The organism is Ureibacillus manganicus DSM 26584 (assembly GCF_000772945.1).
GTDB classification, from domain to species: domain Bacteria; phylum Bacillota; class Bacilli; order Bacillales_A; family Planococcaceae; genus Ureibacillus; species Ureibacillus manganicus.
Genome location: NZ_JPVN01000001.1, coordinates 214817 through 231450 on the forward strand (window position 1 = coordinate 214817; position 16634 = coordinate 231450).

At 34.0% G+C, this 16634-nt stretch carries 13 protein-coding genes; 4 read left to right on the top strand and 9 right to left on the bottom strand.

Annotated elements, in window-relative coordinates; genetic code table 11:
* The first annotated feature begins 344 nt into the window (after positions 1–344).
* The 4 genes from CD29_RS01055 to CD29_RS01070 all read left to right on the top strand — a co-directional run bounded on the left by CD29_RS01055 (position 345) and on the right by CD29_RS01070 (position 5511).
* Positions 345–1562 carry an MFS transporter gene (locus tag CD29_RS01055; RefSeq protein ID WP_036181924.1) on the top strand — a complete coding sequence of 406 codons (1218 nt, stop codon included), beginning with the start codon at positions 345–347 and terminating at the stop codon, positions 1560–1562.
* 128 nt (positions 1563–1690) lie between these two features.
* Complete coding sequence (locus CD29_RS01060; protein ID WP_036181926.1) at positions 1691–3028, top strand: sigma-54 interaction domain-containing protein; 1338 nt, start codon at positions 1691–1693, stop codon at positions 3026–3028.
* A gap of 344 nt (positions 3029–3372) precedes the next feature.
* Positions 3373–4695, top strand: a complete 1323-nt coding sequence (locus CD29_RS01065) for a GntP family permease (protein ID WP_197061727.1) — start codon at positions 3373–3375, stop codon at positions 4693–4695.
* A gap of 48 nt (positions 4696–4743) precedes the next feature.
* A complete protein-coding gene (locus CD29_RS01070) occupies positions 4744–5511 on the top strand; it encodes a 3-hydroxybutyrate dehydrogenase (RefSeq protein ID WP_036181930.1) in 768 nt (255 codons plus the stop codon).
* A 50-nt stretch (positions 5512–5561) separates the two neighbouring features.
* On the opposite strand, the gene CD29_RS01075 is transcribed toward CD29_RS01070, so the two are convergent.
* The 9 genes from CD29_RS01075 to CD29_RS01115 form a co-directional block, all read right to left on the bottom strand.
* Positions 5562–6680 carry an N-acetyldiaminopimelate deacetylase gene (locus tag CD29_RS01075; protein ID WP_036181932.1) on the bottom strand — a complete coding sequence of 373 codons (1119 nt, stop codon included), beginning with the start codon at positions 6678–6680 and terminating at the stop codon, positions 5562–5564.
* A gap of 13 nt (positions 6681–6693) precedes the next feature.
* Positions 6694–7410, bottom strand: coding sequence for a 2,3,4,5-tetrahydropyridine-2,6-dicarboxylate N-acetyltransferase (gene dapD, locus CD29_RS01080; RefSeq protein WP_036181935.1), 717 nt, complete (start codon positions 7408–7410; stop codon positions 6694–6696).
* A 116-nt stretch (positions 7411–7526) separates the two neighbouring features.
* Positions 7527–8408, bottom strand: coding sequence for a LysR family transcriptional regulator (locus CD29_RS01085; RefSeq protein WP_036181937.1), 882 nt, complete (start codon positions 8406–8408; stop codon positions 7527–7529).
* 162 nt (positions 8409–8570) lie between these two features.
* Positions 8571–9011, bottom strand: coding sequence for a cyclic-di-AMP-binding protein CbpB (gene cbpB / locus CD29_RS01090; protein ID WP_036181939.1), 441 nt, complete (start codon positions 9009–9011; stop codon positions 8571–8573).
* A 217-nt stretch (positions 9012–9228) separates the two neighbouring features.
* Positions 9229–9468 carry a hypothetical protein gene (locus CD29_RS01095; protein WP_036181941.1) on the bottom strand — a complete coding sequence of 80 codons (240 nt, stop codon included), beginning with the start codon at positions 9466–9468 and terminating at the stop codon, positions 9229–9231.
* 126 nt (positions 9469–9594) lie between these two features.
* On the bottom strand, positions 9595–11610 hold the full coding sequence (locus CD29_RS01100) for an EAL domain-containing protein (RefSeq protein WP_036181943.1): 2016 nt from the start codon (positions 11608–11610) through the stop codon (positions 9595–9597).
* A 79-nt stretch (positions 11611–11689) separates the two neighbouring features.
* Positions 11690–13873, bottom strand: a complete 2184-nt coding sequence (locus CD29_RS01105) for an RNA degradosome polyphosphate kinase (protein ID WP_052123930.1) — start codon at positions 13871–13873, stop codon at positions 11690–11692.
* Positions 13870–15417 (bottom strand): Ppx/GppA family phosphatase, encoded by a 1548-nt coding sequence (locus CD29_RS01110; protein ID WP_036181945.1) that lies wholly within the window; start codon positions 15415–15417, stop codon positions 13870–13872. The genes CD29_RS01105 and CD29_RS01110 overlap by 4 nt, the downstream gene beginning before the upstream one ends.
* A gap of 260 nt (positions 15418–15677) precedes the next feature.
* Complete coding sequence (locus CD29_RS01115) at positions 15678–16580, bottom strand: chemotaxis protein (protein WP_036181946.1); 903 nt, start codon at positions 16578–16580, stop codon at positions 15678–15680.
* Between the last annotated feature and the right edge of the window lie 54 nt (positions 16581–16634).

The window sequence follows — 16634 nt, forward strand, 5'->3', positions numbered from 1 at the left end:
GCCTTTTTTATTTTTATGTATATTGTTGGGGTATTTGGAATAACTCGATTTATTCGCGGGTTCTGTTGGGGTAATTGCGAGTTCGTTCTAGTTACGTGCGGTTTCACTCGATTTACTTGCGATATTTGAAAGGTTAATTGCGCTTTAGTATTTATTCGCGAATTTCATCTTCTCATTTACTTAATTTACAAGACACTACATAGAATCTTATAATTACAATCTCCTATTCTCTTTTTAGCTCATTTGCATAATGGTAGTGCTTCCTGTCATTTTATGTTAAGCTAATGAGTATTACTTTTCTATAAAGACAGTTTTAGGATGACCACAAAGGGTAGGTGAACGTAGTGTCTCAAAAAGCCAAAAAGCTTGCCTTAATTATTTTAATGTTCAACATGTTTATCACAATGGGCGGTATTGGAATTATTATTCCTGTATTACCTTCGTATCTCGAGATTTTTGGTGTAGGTGGCCAGGTACTCGGGTTTTTAATTGCTAGTTTTGCATTAGCACAATTTCTATTCTCCCCAGTTGCTGGTGACTTGTCAGACCGCTACGGCAGAAAAAACTTCATCATCATTGGACTTATCATTTATGGTATCTCACAAATAATATTCGGATTAGCAAGTGAAGTTTGGGTCTTGTTCGTTGCAAGATTTTTAACTGGTCTAGGTGCAGCATTTATTATGCCACCAACAATGGCCTTTGTAGCCGATATTACAACACCAGAGGAACGTGGAAAAGGGATGGGTCAATTAGGGGCTGCAATCTCCCTTGGTTTTATGATTGGACCTGGAATCGGTGGTTTTTTAGCTGAAGTAAACTTACATTTTCCTTTTTATGCTTCGGGTATAGTTGCATTAATTACTGCCCTTCTCTCTTTAATCATATTGCCTAATGTACAAACAAAATCACAAGAGCAACAGCTTCAAGTAGATGTACAACGTCCTCCACGTGAAAATCTATTGCAGCAACTTGTACGATCAGTAAAAACACCTTACTTTATTTTATTAATTGTTGTCTTTACGTTTAGTTTTGGAATTGCGAATTTCCAATCTACATTATCCATGTTTTTAAAACTAAAATTTAACTATGCTCCAGCTGATATCGCAATCGTTATTACTGTTGGTGGCTTTGTTGGTGTCATACTTCAAATGTTCATAATCGATATATTATTTAAGAAATATGGTGAAATGAAAATTATATTAATTAACTTAGTTGCAGCAGCCATCACAATGTTCTTAATGATTTTTGTTAACGGCTATTTTGTCATATTAACAGTAGCGACACTTTTCCAAGTGGCGACAATTTTTATCCGTCCTGCCGTCAATACGTTAATATCTAAAATGGCTGATCGTGATCAAGGATTTGCTGCTGGCATGAACAATGCTTATATGAGTTTAGGAAATATGATCGGTCCTGCATTAGCTGGAATACTCCTTGAGTGGAGTTTACCTTCACCATTTATTTTTGGAGCGATTATTTTAATCGGCTGTTTCGTATTAGCCTATGGATGGAATCGAAAAAATGCTCCAACTTTGGTACAGTCAGAAGTGAAATCATAAATTTTATGAAGTTATCTTGAAATCAAATTTCAATGATAGCTTCTTTTTTATACTTTCTAAAACATCTGCTAGAAACTTATCTTCTCTCATAGTATATAAAAACACTATATAAGCACGAGGTGACTTGAATGGGAGAATGCATTAAAAATCTATCGCCTAAAGTTATAGAACAAATATTAGAAACTTCCTTTTCTTGGTTTGTTGTTGTCGATAAAAATGCAAGGATTATTTATATCAATAAAGAGTATTGCGATTTCCTGGAGGTAGAGCGTGAAAATGTAATAGGTAAATATGTAGGAGAAGTTATTGAAAATTCAGAGATGCATCTTGTTATAGAAAAAGGAGTAGCTCAAATTGCTGCACCACATTATATAAAAGGTAACTATATGCTACCAAATCGTATTCCAATTTATGTTGATGGCGAAATTGTTGGAGCATTTGGTAGCGTTATGTTTCGAGACGTCAATGACTGGAAAAAACTAAACTCTCACGTTCAAAAAACTTTAGAAAAAATTGATGAAAATATGAAATCAACAATGGAAAGCCTCAATAGTTTACCCAGTTTAATAGGATCTTCAAATGCAATTCGAAAAATAAAGGAAACAATTTCAATCATAGCACCTACTAAACTTCCTGTTTTAATTGAAGGTGAAATAGGTTCTGGTAAAGAATTATGTGCAAGAAGTATTCACCATTTATCTGATCGGTATGAAAAGCCGTTCGTTAACATTAATTGTTCTATTATTCCAATTGACTTGTTAGAAGTTGAATTGTTCGGGAAGTGGGATGGAACAAACTTAAAGAAAGGTAGACTTTCACTTGCAGACGGCGGAACTATATATATCCAAGAAATTAATGAACTGCCATTTACAATCCAAGCAAAACTATTGAAAATGATTCAAGAAGGCACAATACAACCAGTCGGTACCGATCATGAGATTTCTATTAACACAAGAGTACTAGTAAGTTCCAATATACCACTCTTAGATTTAGTAAAAGCGAAGAAGTTTCGAGAAGACTTATTTTATCGAATTCAATCGATCACGCTACTTGTCCCTCCCCTTCGTGAAAGAATTGAAGATTTACCTGAACTTATTCAAACATTTATTAACAAATTTTGTGCCGAAGCAGGAAGAAGAACGATTAAAGTTCACCGTAAAGTTTTGTGGGCATTACAAAACTATGACTGGCCAGGTAATGTTCGCGAATTACAAAACATCATTCAAGCAATTGTCCATCTAGCGGATGGTGAAGAAATAACCGAAGATTCTTTACCTTTTCATCTACGTCGGAAACCTTCTAATTTTATTCGTTCGAATGGCACATTGGAGGAAATATTAAGCCACGTCGAAGGTCAAGTAATTAAAGAGTATCTCGAAGTTGAAAAAGATAAAAATAAAATTGCAGAACAACTTGGTATTAGTCGTTCCACCCTCTACGAAAAAATTAAAAAACACAACTTATGACCCAATTTCCAATATTCCGGAAGGCTTTCCGAAATGTTGGATTTTTTTTGCTCTTTCTAAATAGGTTTGCAAAATACATCAGCAAAAAACAATCCGGATTTCTGGAATTCCTAAGTAAAACCACGTTCACATTTTTGAAACATATTACTGCATATAGTGGATTATCTTCAATTCAATATCCTTTGTAAGCGTTTCTAATCTAGAAAAGTAAAGGAGTGATTCTCAAAACTAGACTTTAGACAAGCGTAGATAACGTATTGCGAATTTTTCTTACTTATATTCAACAATTATTAAATTTCAAACTGATTTAATTTAAAGGGGGTTTATAAATGGATACTGCTCTTATTTTCAGTATGATTGGGCTAATTGGAGGTCTTATTCTACTTATTTGGCTAACTATGAAAGGTATTAACATTATTATAGTAGGGCCTCTCTCGGCCCTATTTGTCGCAATATTATCTGGAATGCCATTATTTCCACAGTTGGCTGAAGAAGGTATGGCGAACTTTGTAACGAGTTACATGTCAGGTTTTACTGGATTCATAATGTCTTGGTATTTAATGTTTCTACTTGGAGCAGTTTTTGGTAAAGTTATGGAAGATAGTGGTGCTGCAGATGCCGTTGCCAAATTCATCGTCGATAAACTAGGGATGAAATATGCAGTAATCGCAATTGTTGTTGCCTGTGCGGTCTTAACATATGGTGGTGTTTCATTATTCGTAGTAGCATTCTCAGTTTATCCAATGGCAATTTCTTTATTTAAGCAAGCAGATTTACCACGCCGCTTTATCCCTGCTACATTAGCTTTAGGGTCCGTTACATTTACTATGACATCTGCAGGTTCTCCAGAAATTCAAAACTGGATTCCTATCGAATATTTAGGGACAACTCCATATGCTGGTTGGGAAGTTAGTATTATTGTAGCAGTCTTTATGGCGGTATTTGGTTACTGGTGGTTAAAACGCCTTATTCAAAAAGCTGTTGATAAAGGTGAGAAATTTGTTGCTCGTAAATCAGACCCTACATTTGATACGACACGTGCATTACCAAATCCAATAGTTTCATTTATTCCATTAGCAGTTGTGTTAATTATTTCATTTATTTTCCACCATGATTTAGCGCAATCCGCACTAATCCTTGCCCTTTTAGGTGGTATTATTGCGACATTTATCGTTAGTTGGAAATACTTCAAAGATCCTTGGGAAGCTGTATCACAAGGTACAATTGGTGCGATTATTGCTATTGGAAATACGGCAGCAGTTGTAGGATTTGGTGGTGTTGCAAAAGCTGTACCAGCATTTAATGTGGCAGTTGAGGCAATGACAAGTATCCCAGGTTCTCCGTTAATTGGAGCAGCAGTTGCTGTTTCCGTCATTGCAGGGATGACAGGTTCTGCTTCTGGTGGTCAGTTGATTGCTTTACCATTAATTGCACCGGGATATATTGAAGCTGGAGTAAATACAGAAGCTCTTCATAGGGTCGTAGCCATTTCTTCAGGAGCATTAGACTCTTTACCACATAACGGTTATGTTGTAACAACTATTCAATCTGTCTGTGGAGAAAAACATAAGGATGCTTACTGGTCTATGGCTGCAACAACTGTTGTAACTCCAGTAATTGGCGTAATTATTGCAATTGTCTTATTCTCATTTGGTTTAGGTTTATAATTTATTTTAAAATCCGCGCAAAAGTTCTTTTTAGGGGGTATGTTTCAGTTGGTAGAAAATAGAGTTGTGTTCATTACAGGTTCAGCACAAGGAATTGGTTTTGAAATTGCAAAAGCATTTTATTCCAAAGGGGCAAAAATTGTCCTAACCGATAAAAACGAAGAAAAAGTAAAAGAAGCGGCATCTTCACTTGGTAACCAAGCAATTGGTCTTACATGTGATGTAACTAGTGAAGAAGAAATTGTTCAATCTATAAATGCTACCATCGATCATTTTGGGAAGATTGATATATTGATTAATAATGCGGGGATGCAACACGTTGCAATGATCGAGGATTTTCCAACAGATCGTTTTGAACTATTAATTAAAATTATGTTAACCGCACCATTTATGACAATCAAACACGTTCTTCCACATATGCGAAATCAAAAATTCGGACGAATTATTAACGTTGCATCCATTAATGGTTTAGTTGGATTTGCTGGTAAAGCTGCATATAACTCTGCTAAACACGGCGTTATTGGTTTAACAAAAGTTGCTGCACTAGAAACTGCAACAGATGGCATTACAGTGAATGCTATTTGTCCTGGATATGTTGATACACCTTTAGTGCGCAACCAACTATCTGATTTAGCAAAAACTCGTAATGTACCTTTAGAGAGTGTTTTAGAAGAAGTCATTTATCCACTCGTTCCTCAAAAACGTTTGCTTGATGTTTCAGAAGTGGCAAATTTAGTATTATTCATTGCAAGTGAGGATGCAAAGGGCATGACTGGTCAAGCTGTCGTATTAGACGGCGGGTATACAGTGCAATAATAAAAAGGAGAAGAAAACAAACACATATCTGTTTTCTTCTCCTTTGATTATTATAAAGTTCTAAGAAATTGTTCAACGAATTTCGCGTTAACCTGAAGTAACTTTTCATCTGGCGAAATTTTTGCATGATGTAAACCGTATTCACAGTTTGCCCCCGCCCAGAATAGCGCTCCTGGAATTTCTTTTAGGAAATATCCAAAATCCTCCCCTGTCATTGCAGCAGGACTCAAAACAGGTATACAATCTTCAAATTGCTCTGCGAATGATAAAAGTTTATTCGCACATTCCTCATCATTATTCACTTCATAATACATTGAACCATAATCGATAGAAATGGAACATTCAAACGAAGCTTCTATTCCCTTACATATTGCTTCGATTCGTTTTTTCACATCATTCATGGCATTAGCATTTAACGTACGAATGGTTCCTTCTAATCTAGCATTTTCGGCAATAATATTTTGTACAGTTCCTGAAGTCATCTTACCAATAGTGATTACTGCACTTTCCATTGGGTCGACATTTCGACTAATAACTGTTTGTAACTGTAGGATCAAATTTGCCGATGCAATTGTCATATCTCTTGTTTTATGAGGATATGCAGCATGACCACCTAAACCTTTTAAATCGATAAAAAGTTCAGATGTATTTGCAAAAAGCAATCCAGGACGCGTTGCAACTGTACCAACTGGGTGCTCAGGTGCAATATGTAGTGCATATATCTCATCTGGCAAAAGATCAGGACGCTCAAGCTTTATCCATTCAAGCATGGGCTCAGCTCCACCAGGTCCTTCTTCAGCTGGTTGAAAATAAACTATTACGTTTTGGTTTGGTGGATTCAAAGCAAGGGATTTAACTAAGGCTAATGCTATAGTCATATGGAAGTCATGTCCACAAGCATGCATTCTTCCTTCATGAGTTGATGTAAAGGGTAAACCTGTTTCTTCTATAATTGGTAATCCATCCATATCAGTTCGCCAACCAATTGTTTTTGTCGGGTCCTTACCGACTATTTTAACGATAATTCCTGTTTTCCATGTTGTAATAGTTAAATTGTCTTGTGGAAGTTGACTTAGCTGGTCTAGTAAATATTTTTGAGTTTTATATTCTTGAAAGCCGAGCTCTGGTATTTGGTGAAGATCTCTACGTATCTGAATAAGGGAATCCATAGTTTACACCTTCTTATATATTTCTTAGAGCATCGATAATTTCAGTTTTTGATTTTGTTTTTTCGTCGATTTTCTTAATGACTTTCGCTGGTACACCGCCAACTACTGTATAAGGTTCTACATCTTTAGTGACAATTGCTCCAGCAGCTACAACAGCACCTTGTCCTACACGAACACCTTCTAAAACCACTGCATTAGCACCAATTAAAACTTCATCTTCAATGATAACTGGCGCTGCAGACGGTGGTTCAACGACACCAGCTAAAACAGTACCTGCCCCAATATGACAGTTTTTACCTACTATCGCACGGCCACCTAAAATTGCTCCCATATCTATCATTGTTTTTTCACCAATTTCAGCACCGATGTTAATAATTGCTCCCATCATAATAACTGCCTGATCGCCAATTGTAACTTGGTCACGAATAATTGCTCCTGGTTCAATACGTGCATTTTGATATTTTAAGTCAAGTAAAGGTACTCCTGAATTTCTACGATCATTTTCAACGACATAGTCTGTAATCAGATTGGCATGTTGTTTTAAAGCAACTTCAATTGTTGCCCATTCCCCAAAAACAACCGCGCTTGAACCTTCACCGAATACTTTTGTATTTTCACCGTACGATAATTGCGCAACGTTTTCACCTTGAATATATACTTTTACAGGTGTTACTTTTTTAGAATTTGAAATAAAATCAATAATTTCTTGTGCATTTAATTTTCTGTTCACAAAGATGCTCCTCTCATTCTTAAAACATGTTAAGATTGTACAAAAAATCAGTTAAAATAGCACGTATTTTTTTCTATTTTTTTCAATTTAATTCTATTAAATTCCATATTTTCTCATTATTTATAAATTGTACTTGCATGATCCTTTACTACATCTACGAAAGCATCAACTTGTCTTAGTTCAAAAGAAGATTCGTAACCGATTAGCCAAGTATCTCGTGTCAGTCCTATATCTTTCTCACTAGTTGACAATGGTATTTTATTTACATTTTCTTCACCATTTAACGTAATCGAGGGTAATATTGCATAGCCAATACCATTCATTGCCATTTGTTTACAAGTTTCAATTTGGTCAACAATAATTTGTCTACGTGGGTTAGAGGAAAAGTGACGTTGCCACCAAAGTTGAATTTCCTGATAATAATTTGAATCACTCTTAAATTGTATAAATGGCCGATCCGTCGTAAGTACTTCATCAATCTTAGTAATTTCTTGATCGACTAGGTACATCATATCCTGGAATAAATGAATTTTTTTCCCCTTCCACTCTGCTTGTCCTCGTACAATACCAATATGTGCTTCCCCTTCATATAAGGCTTTAACAATTTCAGAACTCCATCCCGTGATTAAAGATATTTTTGCATCGGGATATTTTGTGACGAAATCTTTTAATACTTTCGGTAACCAGTTATGGCCAACAATAGAAGCACACGCAATTTTTAATGTTCCATGTACTTTTGAATTCATTGCTTGGATTGTTTCAAAGACTTCCTCTTTTTTTGTAATCGAATCAATGGCGTATTGGATGACTAACTCTCCTGCTGGTGTTGGAGTTAAGCCTTTTTGAGAACGTATAAATAGCTTTGCTCCCCAATCTTTTTCAATCGATTGCAAACGTTGGGATAAAGCAGGTTGAGTTAAAAATAATCGTTCTGCTGCTTTTCTCATGTTTTTTTCTTCAGCAAGTATTTTTATAATTTCAGCTTCAGTTGTTGTCACTTATGCTCCTCCTATTTGATACTTCTTTAATTTAACCATAATTTTTTGAAATATCGTTTTTTCGTTACATCTTTAATAAATCTTACATTACATAAGGTTATTGTTAAAAAAAATCGACAAAACCTTTTATAGGATTTTGCCGACTCTCTATTTCTTATTCTACTAATCTACTTGATAGATATATTTTTTTAATTGTTTTAAAATCACTCGTCTTGTCAATATCCCAACGAATGTTCCGTCCTCATCGACTACACATAAAAAAGCGTGGTTAATCACCAAATCTAGTGCTCTTTGAAAAGTATCAGTATTTTTTAAATGTACTACATCCGTATCCATCACATCATCAACTTTTATGGAAGGAAGTTTATCATATTCAATTCGTTCTAATCCTAGGATTGATTCTGTAATCATTTTCATACCGAGTAGGCCATGAAGTCTATATTTAACATCTAAGACGGGTATAGATGAATAGCCAGTTTTTGTTAAGACAAGAAGTGCATGCTCAGCACTATTTCCAATCTGCACATGTGCAACTTTCTCCGAAGAAATGATAAAATCACTGATTGGCCGTTCTAATAATGCTTTTGTATTTGTAGAAATCATTTCCCATTACCCCTTTTTGCGTCCTTTTCAGAACTGCTACTACTATTATTATCATATCATATATGACCAATTTATGACCATGACAATAAACCACGGTTATTTGTATACATTGAAAACGTTTTCAAAAAACATTAACAAAAAAAAAACAAGCAATAGAATTCATCAGTGAATGACTTCTATTACTTGTCCTAATATCAAGTTTTATTCATTAACAAAATTAGTACTTGTATCGTGCCCAATAATAGAAAATCATAATGCCTGTAAACAATCCAAAAATAATGTACATAATAATAATTGGGTTCATCAAAATTGGATGTTCACGAACATTTTTACTAATAGGAGTATCCGAGGCTGTCGCTCTATGGGCTGTCCTTTTCATTACACCAACTGTCATATAATAGGATATTCCCACGATTATAACACCAGTAATAATGAGCGGTATTGTCCACATTCCCATTTGTATCACTCTCCTTTTGATTTTATAAGTAGTATTCAACAGGAGTGATTTTTTATTCCGAACCCAAATTTAAAGGAAAACTTTCCATACTAAAAAGCCGACAGATTCTGCCGACTTACATTAGAATTAATTTATTAAATATTCCTCAATAATTTGGTCAACTGGTAGTGGTTTATTGTATAAGTAACCTTGACCCTTTTGACAATTATGTTGTTTTAAGAACTGTTCTTGCAGTTTTTCTTCAACACCTTCAGCAACAACATCCATTCCAAGGTTTTGAGATAATGTAATGATTGCTTTTATAATTGCTTCATTTTTTTCATCTTTGCTAATATCTCTAATGAAGGACTGATCAATTTTAATAATATCAATAGGATATTTCTTTAAGTAACTTAAACTCGAATAGCCAGTACCAAAATCATCAACTGATACAAAGACACCAAGTTGTTTTAATTTAGTAAGGATTGTATGGGTTTCATTTACATTAACCATCGAACTTTCTGTAATTTCTAATTCTAAATATTTCGGCTCGATATTATATTTAGATAACAAATGTTCAATTTTCAACGCAAAGTTTTCCTCTTTAAATTGCTTAGGTGAAATATTTACTGCAATTCTTACCGGGCGGTACCCTTTTTTCTTCCATTGCTGCAAGTTTTTACACACTTGTTCTAATACCCAATCACCTATTTGGATAATTAAACCAGAACTTTCAGCAATTGATATAAATTGTGATGGTGGTACGTAACCAAATTTACGATTATTCCAACGTATTAATGCCTCAAAACTATCAATCATTTTTGTATGCAAATCAATTTGTGGTTGTAGGTGAATGGATAATTCGTTAAATTCAATCGCTCGTTTTAAATGAGCTTCCATTAATACTTCATTAGGAAATGCTTGACTCATTTCACTTCTATAAAATCGATAGTGGAATCGTCCATTTTGCTTTGCATAATATACTGCTTGCTCTGCTTGGTGTAAAACCGATTCTAAGTCATTATTATGGCCAAAAGTACTAAGTGAAATTCCAATCGATGTAGTAATAAAATATTCTTGTTCATCTAGTATAAAAGGATCTTTGAAAGCTTGCAGTATTTTATTTGCTAAAGCTTCGATTTCATCTCTCGAATAATACCTAAGGATAAAAACAAATTCGTCACCATTATATCGATAAATTTCACAAAACTCATTTCGTAATTTTGCGAATCGTCTACTCACCATTTTTAATAACAAATCAGAAGAATTCTTACCTAAGGATTCATTATATTTTTTAAATCGGTCTAAATCGGCAAGAACTAATGCGATGTTTAGCCCATCTTTGAAAGTGCTAATTTCTTCATTCCATTGTTCATTTAATGCTTTGCGATTTAATAGTCCTGTTAACTCATCCTGATAACTTATTAATTGGTATGGACTGCCATCACCAATAAAGAATTCATTAATGGTTTTAAGAATAATATGAATACCGATTAATTGGTTGTTCCAATAGGTAGGAATAGTCATTATATTAAATGACTCTTGAGTGAAATGTTCATGTTTTATGACCAATTTAGGCATCCCCATCGGGAAACCTTTTAAAGTATTTTTAATTAATATATTAAATTGCATATTGTATTCGTCATCAATTATTTTAAATACATTTTGTCCAATAATTGATGAATTATCTTCAAACAGTTTTTCAGACGCAGCATTATTTGTATAAATAACTGTGCCATCTAAATCTATTGTAATAATTGGATCTACATACTGCTCAACAAATAGTAAATGTTTGGCAGTAGCTTTATTTGTTTCTTGGCGGATTATAATTGAAAAATATGGTATTTCTCCAATCATAATAGCTTGTACACAGATTGCATATGTTTGCTCATTTTCATTATGGATGAAGTACTCTACTTCACCTTCAGTTCGATTAAATAACCTCTCATATTGATCCAAATCAATGAAATGGAAGAAATCTTTTGCAGGAATCTCTTTTTCAAAAGAGTGAATTGTCGTTGAAAGTGTTAGAGCTTTTGCGTTCATCATTTCAATTAATAAACTATCGTTGATTTTTTTGGCAAGAACAACAGCATCAAATGGATTTAGTTTAATAATTTCGCTATAAATTTGCTCAACATTTTCTTGGTGTTTATGTGGCATAGATTTTCCTCCAGTAACGGCGAATGAAAGCTTTTAGTAGATTTTTGGACGTAGAACTTAAAATTTTCACTATTTAATTCTAATCCTCGACTATAACTCTACTCATTGCTTCTTCTATAAACAATTCTTGACTATTAATAACAAGGCCATTTCGTTCATCTTTATAGTGATATTTACCTGTTGCATCTTGCACTCTGGCTTTCACATTATCCGATAGCTGAGTAAGTAAGATATTCATTAAGCGCTCTTTTGTTTCTTTTGCATATATAGGGAATAATATCTCAACTCGTTTTACCATATTTCTCGTCATCATATCTGCGGAAGATAAGAAGACTTTTTCTTCACCATTATGGTGGAACCAATAAATTCTTGTATGCTCTAAAAATCTTCCAACAATACTAGATACAGTAATACTTTCACTAATGCCTGGAATACCAGGACGTAGACAGCAAATACCACGAACTAGTAATTCAATTTGCACTCCATTAATGGATGCCTCATACAGTTTCATTATAATATCTTTATCGGTTAAAGAATTCATTTTTAGACGAATATATCCATTTTTATATTTTTTATGGCACTGAATTTCTTCATCAATTAATTTAATAAACTCATCTCTAATATCAAATGGAGAGACAACAAGGTGATTGAATTTAGGCTTTTCAGTATACCCACTTAAATAATTAAAGAAGTTCGTTGCATCCATCCCGAATTCTTTATCTGTTGTTATGATTCCCATATCCGTATATGTTTTAGCCGTTGCATCATTGTAATTTCCAGTTCCAAGGTGGACGAAACGTTCAATTCTTCCTTGGCTTCTACGAACAACAAGTGTAATTTTTGAATGGGTTTTTAAATTATTCATCCCATAAATTACAAGACATCCTGCTTGTTCAAGTTCTTTTGCCCAATGAACATTATTTTCTTCATCAAAACGCGCCTTTAGTTCAACTAGTACAGTAACTTGTTTACCGTTCTCAGCAGCTTGCTTTAATGCTTGGATAATTGGTGAATTCCCACTCACTCGGTATAAAGTTTGTTTTATAGCGAGCACTGTCGGATCTATCGAAGCATCAGCAACAAAATCAACTATCGGTTCAAAGGATTCATATGGATGATGGAAGAATATATCTTGCGTTAACGCTTTTTCGAAAATATCCTCATCCAATTGTAAATCTTTTGGATGTTGTGGTATAAAGCTTTCATAAACCAAATGTTCACGACCAATAGATATCTTCTTCACAAAACCAAACAAAAAAGTAAGATCAAGTGGCCCATCAATTTTATAAACATCAGATTCTTCAATTTCAAATTCATCTAATAGATAATCCAGTACCTCGTCGCTCATTTCGCCATCTCTGACTTCCAAACGGCTTCCGACTCCCCATTTGCGTTTCTTTAATTCTTTTTCAATTTCAACGAGTAAGTCTTGAGCGCCTTCCTCATGAATTGTTAAGTCTGCATTTCTTGTTAAGCGGAAGGCTTGAGTAGATTTCACTCTATATCCATAAAATAATTGGTCAATATGGCTTGTTATGACATCTTCTAATAATACAAAGACTTTTTCTCCATCTTGACTAGGAACTTCAATAAAGCGGTTCAAAACTGATGGTACTTGCACAATAGCTACACGCTCACTATGCTCAATACCCGCACTGTGATCCTCAAGCATTACTAATAAGTTTAGTGTCTTTCCTAATAATGTTGGAAATGGTCTATAGGCATCTACCGCTACTGGTGTTAATACTGGGAAGATTGTTTCCTCAAATAACTCAGCGATATATCTTTTTTGTTCATCGTTTAATGCTCTAAATTCCTTTAAAAATACATTTTCTTTTGGCAATAAATCAAAAATCAAATGTCGAAATACTTCCATTTGTCTTTTTACGAGCTTTTGCGTACGTTCTGCAATTTTAGTTAATTGCTCTGTAGGTGTAAAACCAGCTTTGTTTTCTGGTTTATGGTAACCAGCACGAACTTGATCTTGAAGACCTGCAACTCTGACCATGAAAAATTCATCTAAATTAGAACTAAAAATAGCAGTAAATTTTAATCGTTCTAATAATGGATTACTTTTATCTTCAGCTTCCTCTAAAACACGCTCATTAAATGCTAACCAACTTAGTTCACGATTATTATAATATTCAGGTTTTGCTATTTCGTTTAATATCTTTAGCGAGTGTTCCGAGTGATCATCATTATCTAAACTATCATCATAATCTTTACGTGTATCAATTGAACTTTTTTCAAGTTCCGTATTCATCGTTCTTGCACCCTTTCAAAAGTAAATTGAATCGTTATCGGTTGTTTAAAAAGCCGCTCTAAATGCTTTTTTTGTCGTTCAGCTTGATATTTTTCTGTCCAAGCACTTTTTTCAGCAGTAATCTTTACAGTAATGCCATTTTCGTTTCGCTCTAATTGCAAATATTTTACAATATTACGTTTGGAAATATTTAAAGCATAGACAAATTTCAATAATGCTCCATAGTCCTTAAGCTTTTTCATTTCTTCTTTAGAAATCCAAGACTCAAATGGAGTTGAAAAACGTCTAAAATAATCTCGATTTTTATAAGACGCGAGTAAAGCCAATTTTACCCGATCTTTATGATTCAGTCCTTCAATGGATTGGTTCGTTATAATGTAAAACGTATGTTGACTAGCCGAATCAAGTTCAATATATTCTCCAATTGAGTATATCTTCGCCGCTTTTCTAATCAATTCGTAATCATTAATGTTAAATTCTAATAAATTTAAATCACAGCTCTCCTGATATAACTGGTTTGCTAATGAGATTAAGTTTTTAGATTCTTCTTCAGATCGACCATACTCAAAGGCAAGTCGCCTGGAGTTTTCCTCAAATACATTATACTTATCAAAGGCTCTTTCATTGTCTTGAAGTACGCGATGAATAATAACACCTTCACGCAATCCTTTTTTACTTACTTGAAAGGATTTCGTTCCCACAATATCCATTAGTACTAAAAATACATCCATTGCTACACCAATAATGTCCGCACGATCGGATGATAAGCCATCTAATTGTCTTAACTGCTCAAGACTCATTTTCCCAAGATAATTATTTAAATTGTCTAACTCGTCTTTTGCAATTTCATAATGATGAACACCTGATATTGGGTAGTCAATACGATGCTGATGAATTTGCACAACATTTCTCGCGCTTCCACCAATTGCAACGATTGGATAATTTACATTTTGAATCCAAGGAATACTCTTAAATTGTTCCTTTATAAAATCCCGTAGTAATTTTCTTTCAGAATCATTAATTAAATCGCCACTTATAAAGTTTTGCTTTAGTGACACCGTCCCAAAAGGAAAACTAAATGATTTTTGAAGCTGTTTATCAATATATAATGTTATTTCAGTAGATCCTCCACCAATATCAATTGTTACTGCTGAAGGTGTCTCCATTGAATGGGCTACCGCCAAGAAACCAAAGTAAGCTTCCTCTTCTTCGGATAATAATTCGATTTTTATGCCGGTTTCTTTTTTCATTCTAGAAATGATTTGATTTTTATTTTTTGCTTGACGGATTGCAGCTGTCGCAACTGCTTTAATATCCGTTACTTCATAGTCATCTATAATTTGTTTAAATGAGTTTAATGTATTTGTAAGTAACTGTATTCCTTCTTCAGACATCTTGCCATCTGATTCAATATAGTTCCGCAATCTTGCAACTGTTTTTACATTCCCAAATTCACGTAACCCTTCATTCTTTTCGTATTTATAGAGTACAAGTCGAATTGTATTGGAGCCAATATCAATAATCGCAGTCTTAAGTCTTCTCATACTTTCACTTCTCTCTTTTAACAAAATTTAATATGTATTTTAACTTATGAAGGGTGGACTAAAGCTTAATACATAAGAAATGGTTACTTATAGTCCAATGAAGCTAATTAGCCTGCGGTAAATCACTTTATGTATAGAATAGGGCAATTCTTTCCAAATTAAACTGGTAAAGAACAAAAAGTCGGAAGCCTTAAAAGGTATCCGACTTTTTGTTCAATCCATATAAAATCTATCGACACCCAAATGTAGAAAAATTCATCTTATAAGATAAGTTCATCTACTTTTAATATTAGCTCTGCTATTTCTGGTTTACTAATTTGAGCCTCTGCACCAACTTCAATCCCTTTATGTCTAAGATCGTCTGTGATTAAACTTGAGAAAATAATGACTGGTAGTGCCTGCAAATCAGTATTTGTTTTTATTTTCTTTGTTAAGTGATGTCCGTCCATTTGTGGCATTTCAATATCTGTTACAACTAATTGGACTCTTTCTGTTATTTTAGAACCTGATGTTGTAATAGATTCTAAGTATTGATAGGCATCCTTACCGTTTTCAAAGAACTCTAAATTTACATAACCAGCTTCATTGAACGTATCGTTTAATAATTTTCGGAGTAATGGTGAGTCCTCAGCAACGACAATACGTTTTTCAGAACGTTCACGTTTACCTAATTTCTTAACTGAGTCGATATTAATACCAGAATTAGGATTGATATTCACCATAATTTTTTCAAAATCGAGCATTAAAATCATTTTGTTATTTTGTTTAATGACACCAATTACCTGAGATGATCCACCTTGATACATGTCTGAAGGTCTTTCTATATCTTCCCAAGAAATACGATGGATTTGCGTCACATTATCTACATGAAACACAACTTTTTGTTTATTAAACTCAGCTACTATATATTTTTGTTCTGCACTATAATTCACATTTGGAATTCCTAATACTTTTAACATATCAACTACAGGCAATACTTCACCGCGGAGTTGTACAATTCCTTCAACATGTGGATGTGCGTGAGGTATAAACGTCACAGGAATCGGTTGTATGATTTCTTTAACTTTTATGACATTAATTCCAAAATTATTATTTGCAACATGGAATTCAACGATTTCTAATTCATTTGTTCCGCTCTCTAGTAAAATTCCTTTTGGTTCCACAGGCGAGTGCCCCTTTCTTAATAATACCTTGGACAATTATTATACCTAAATTGT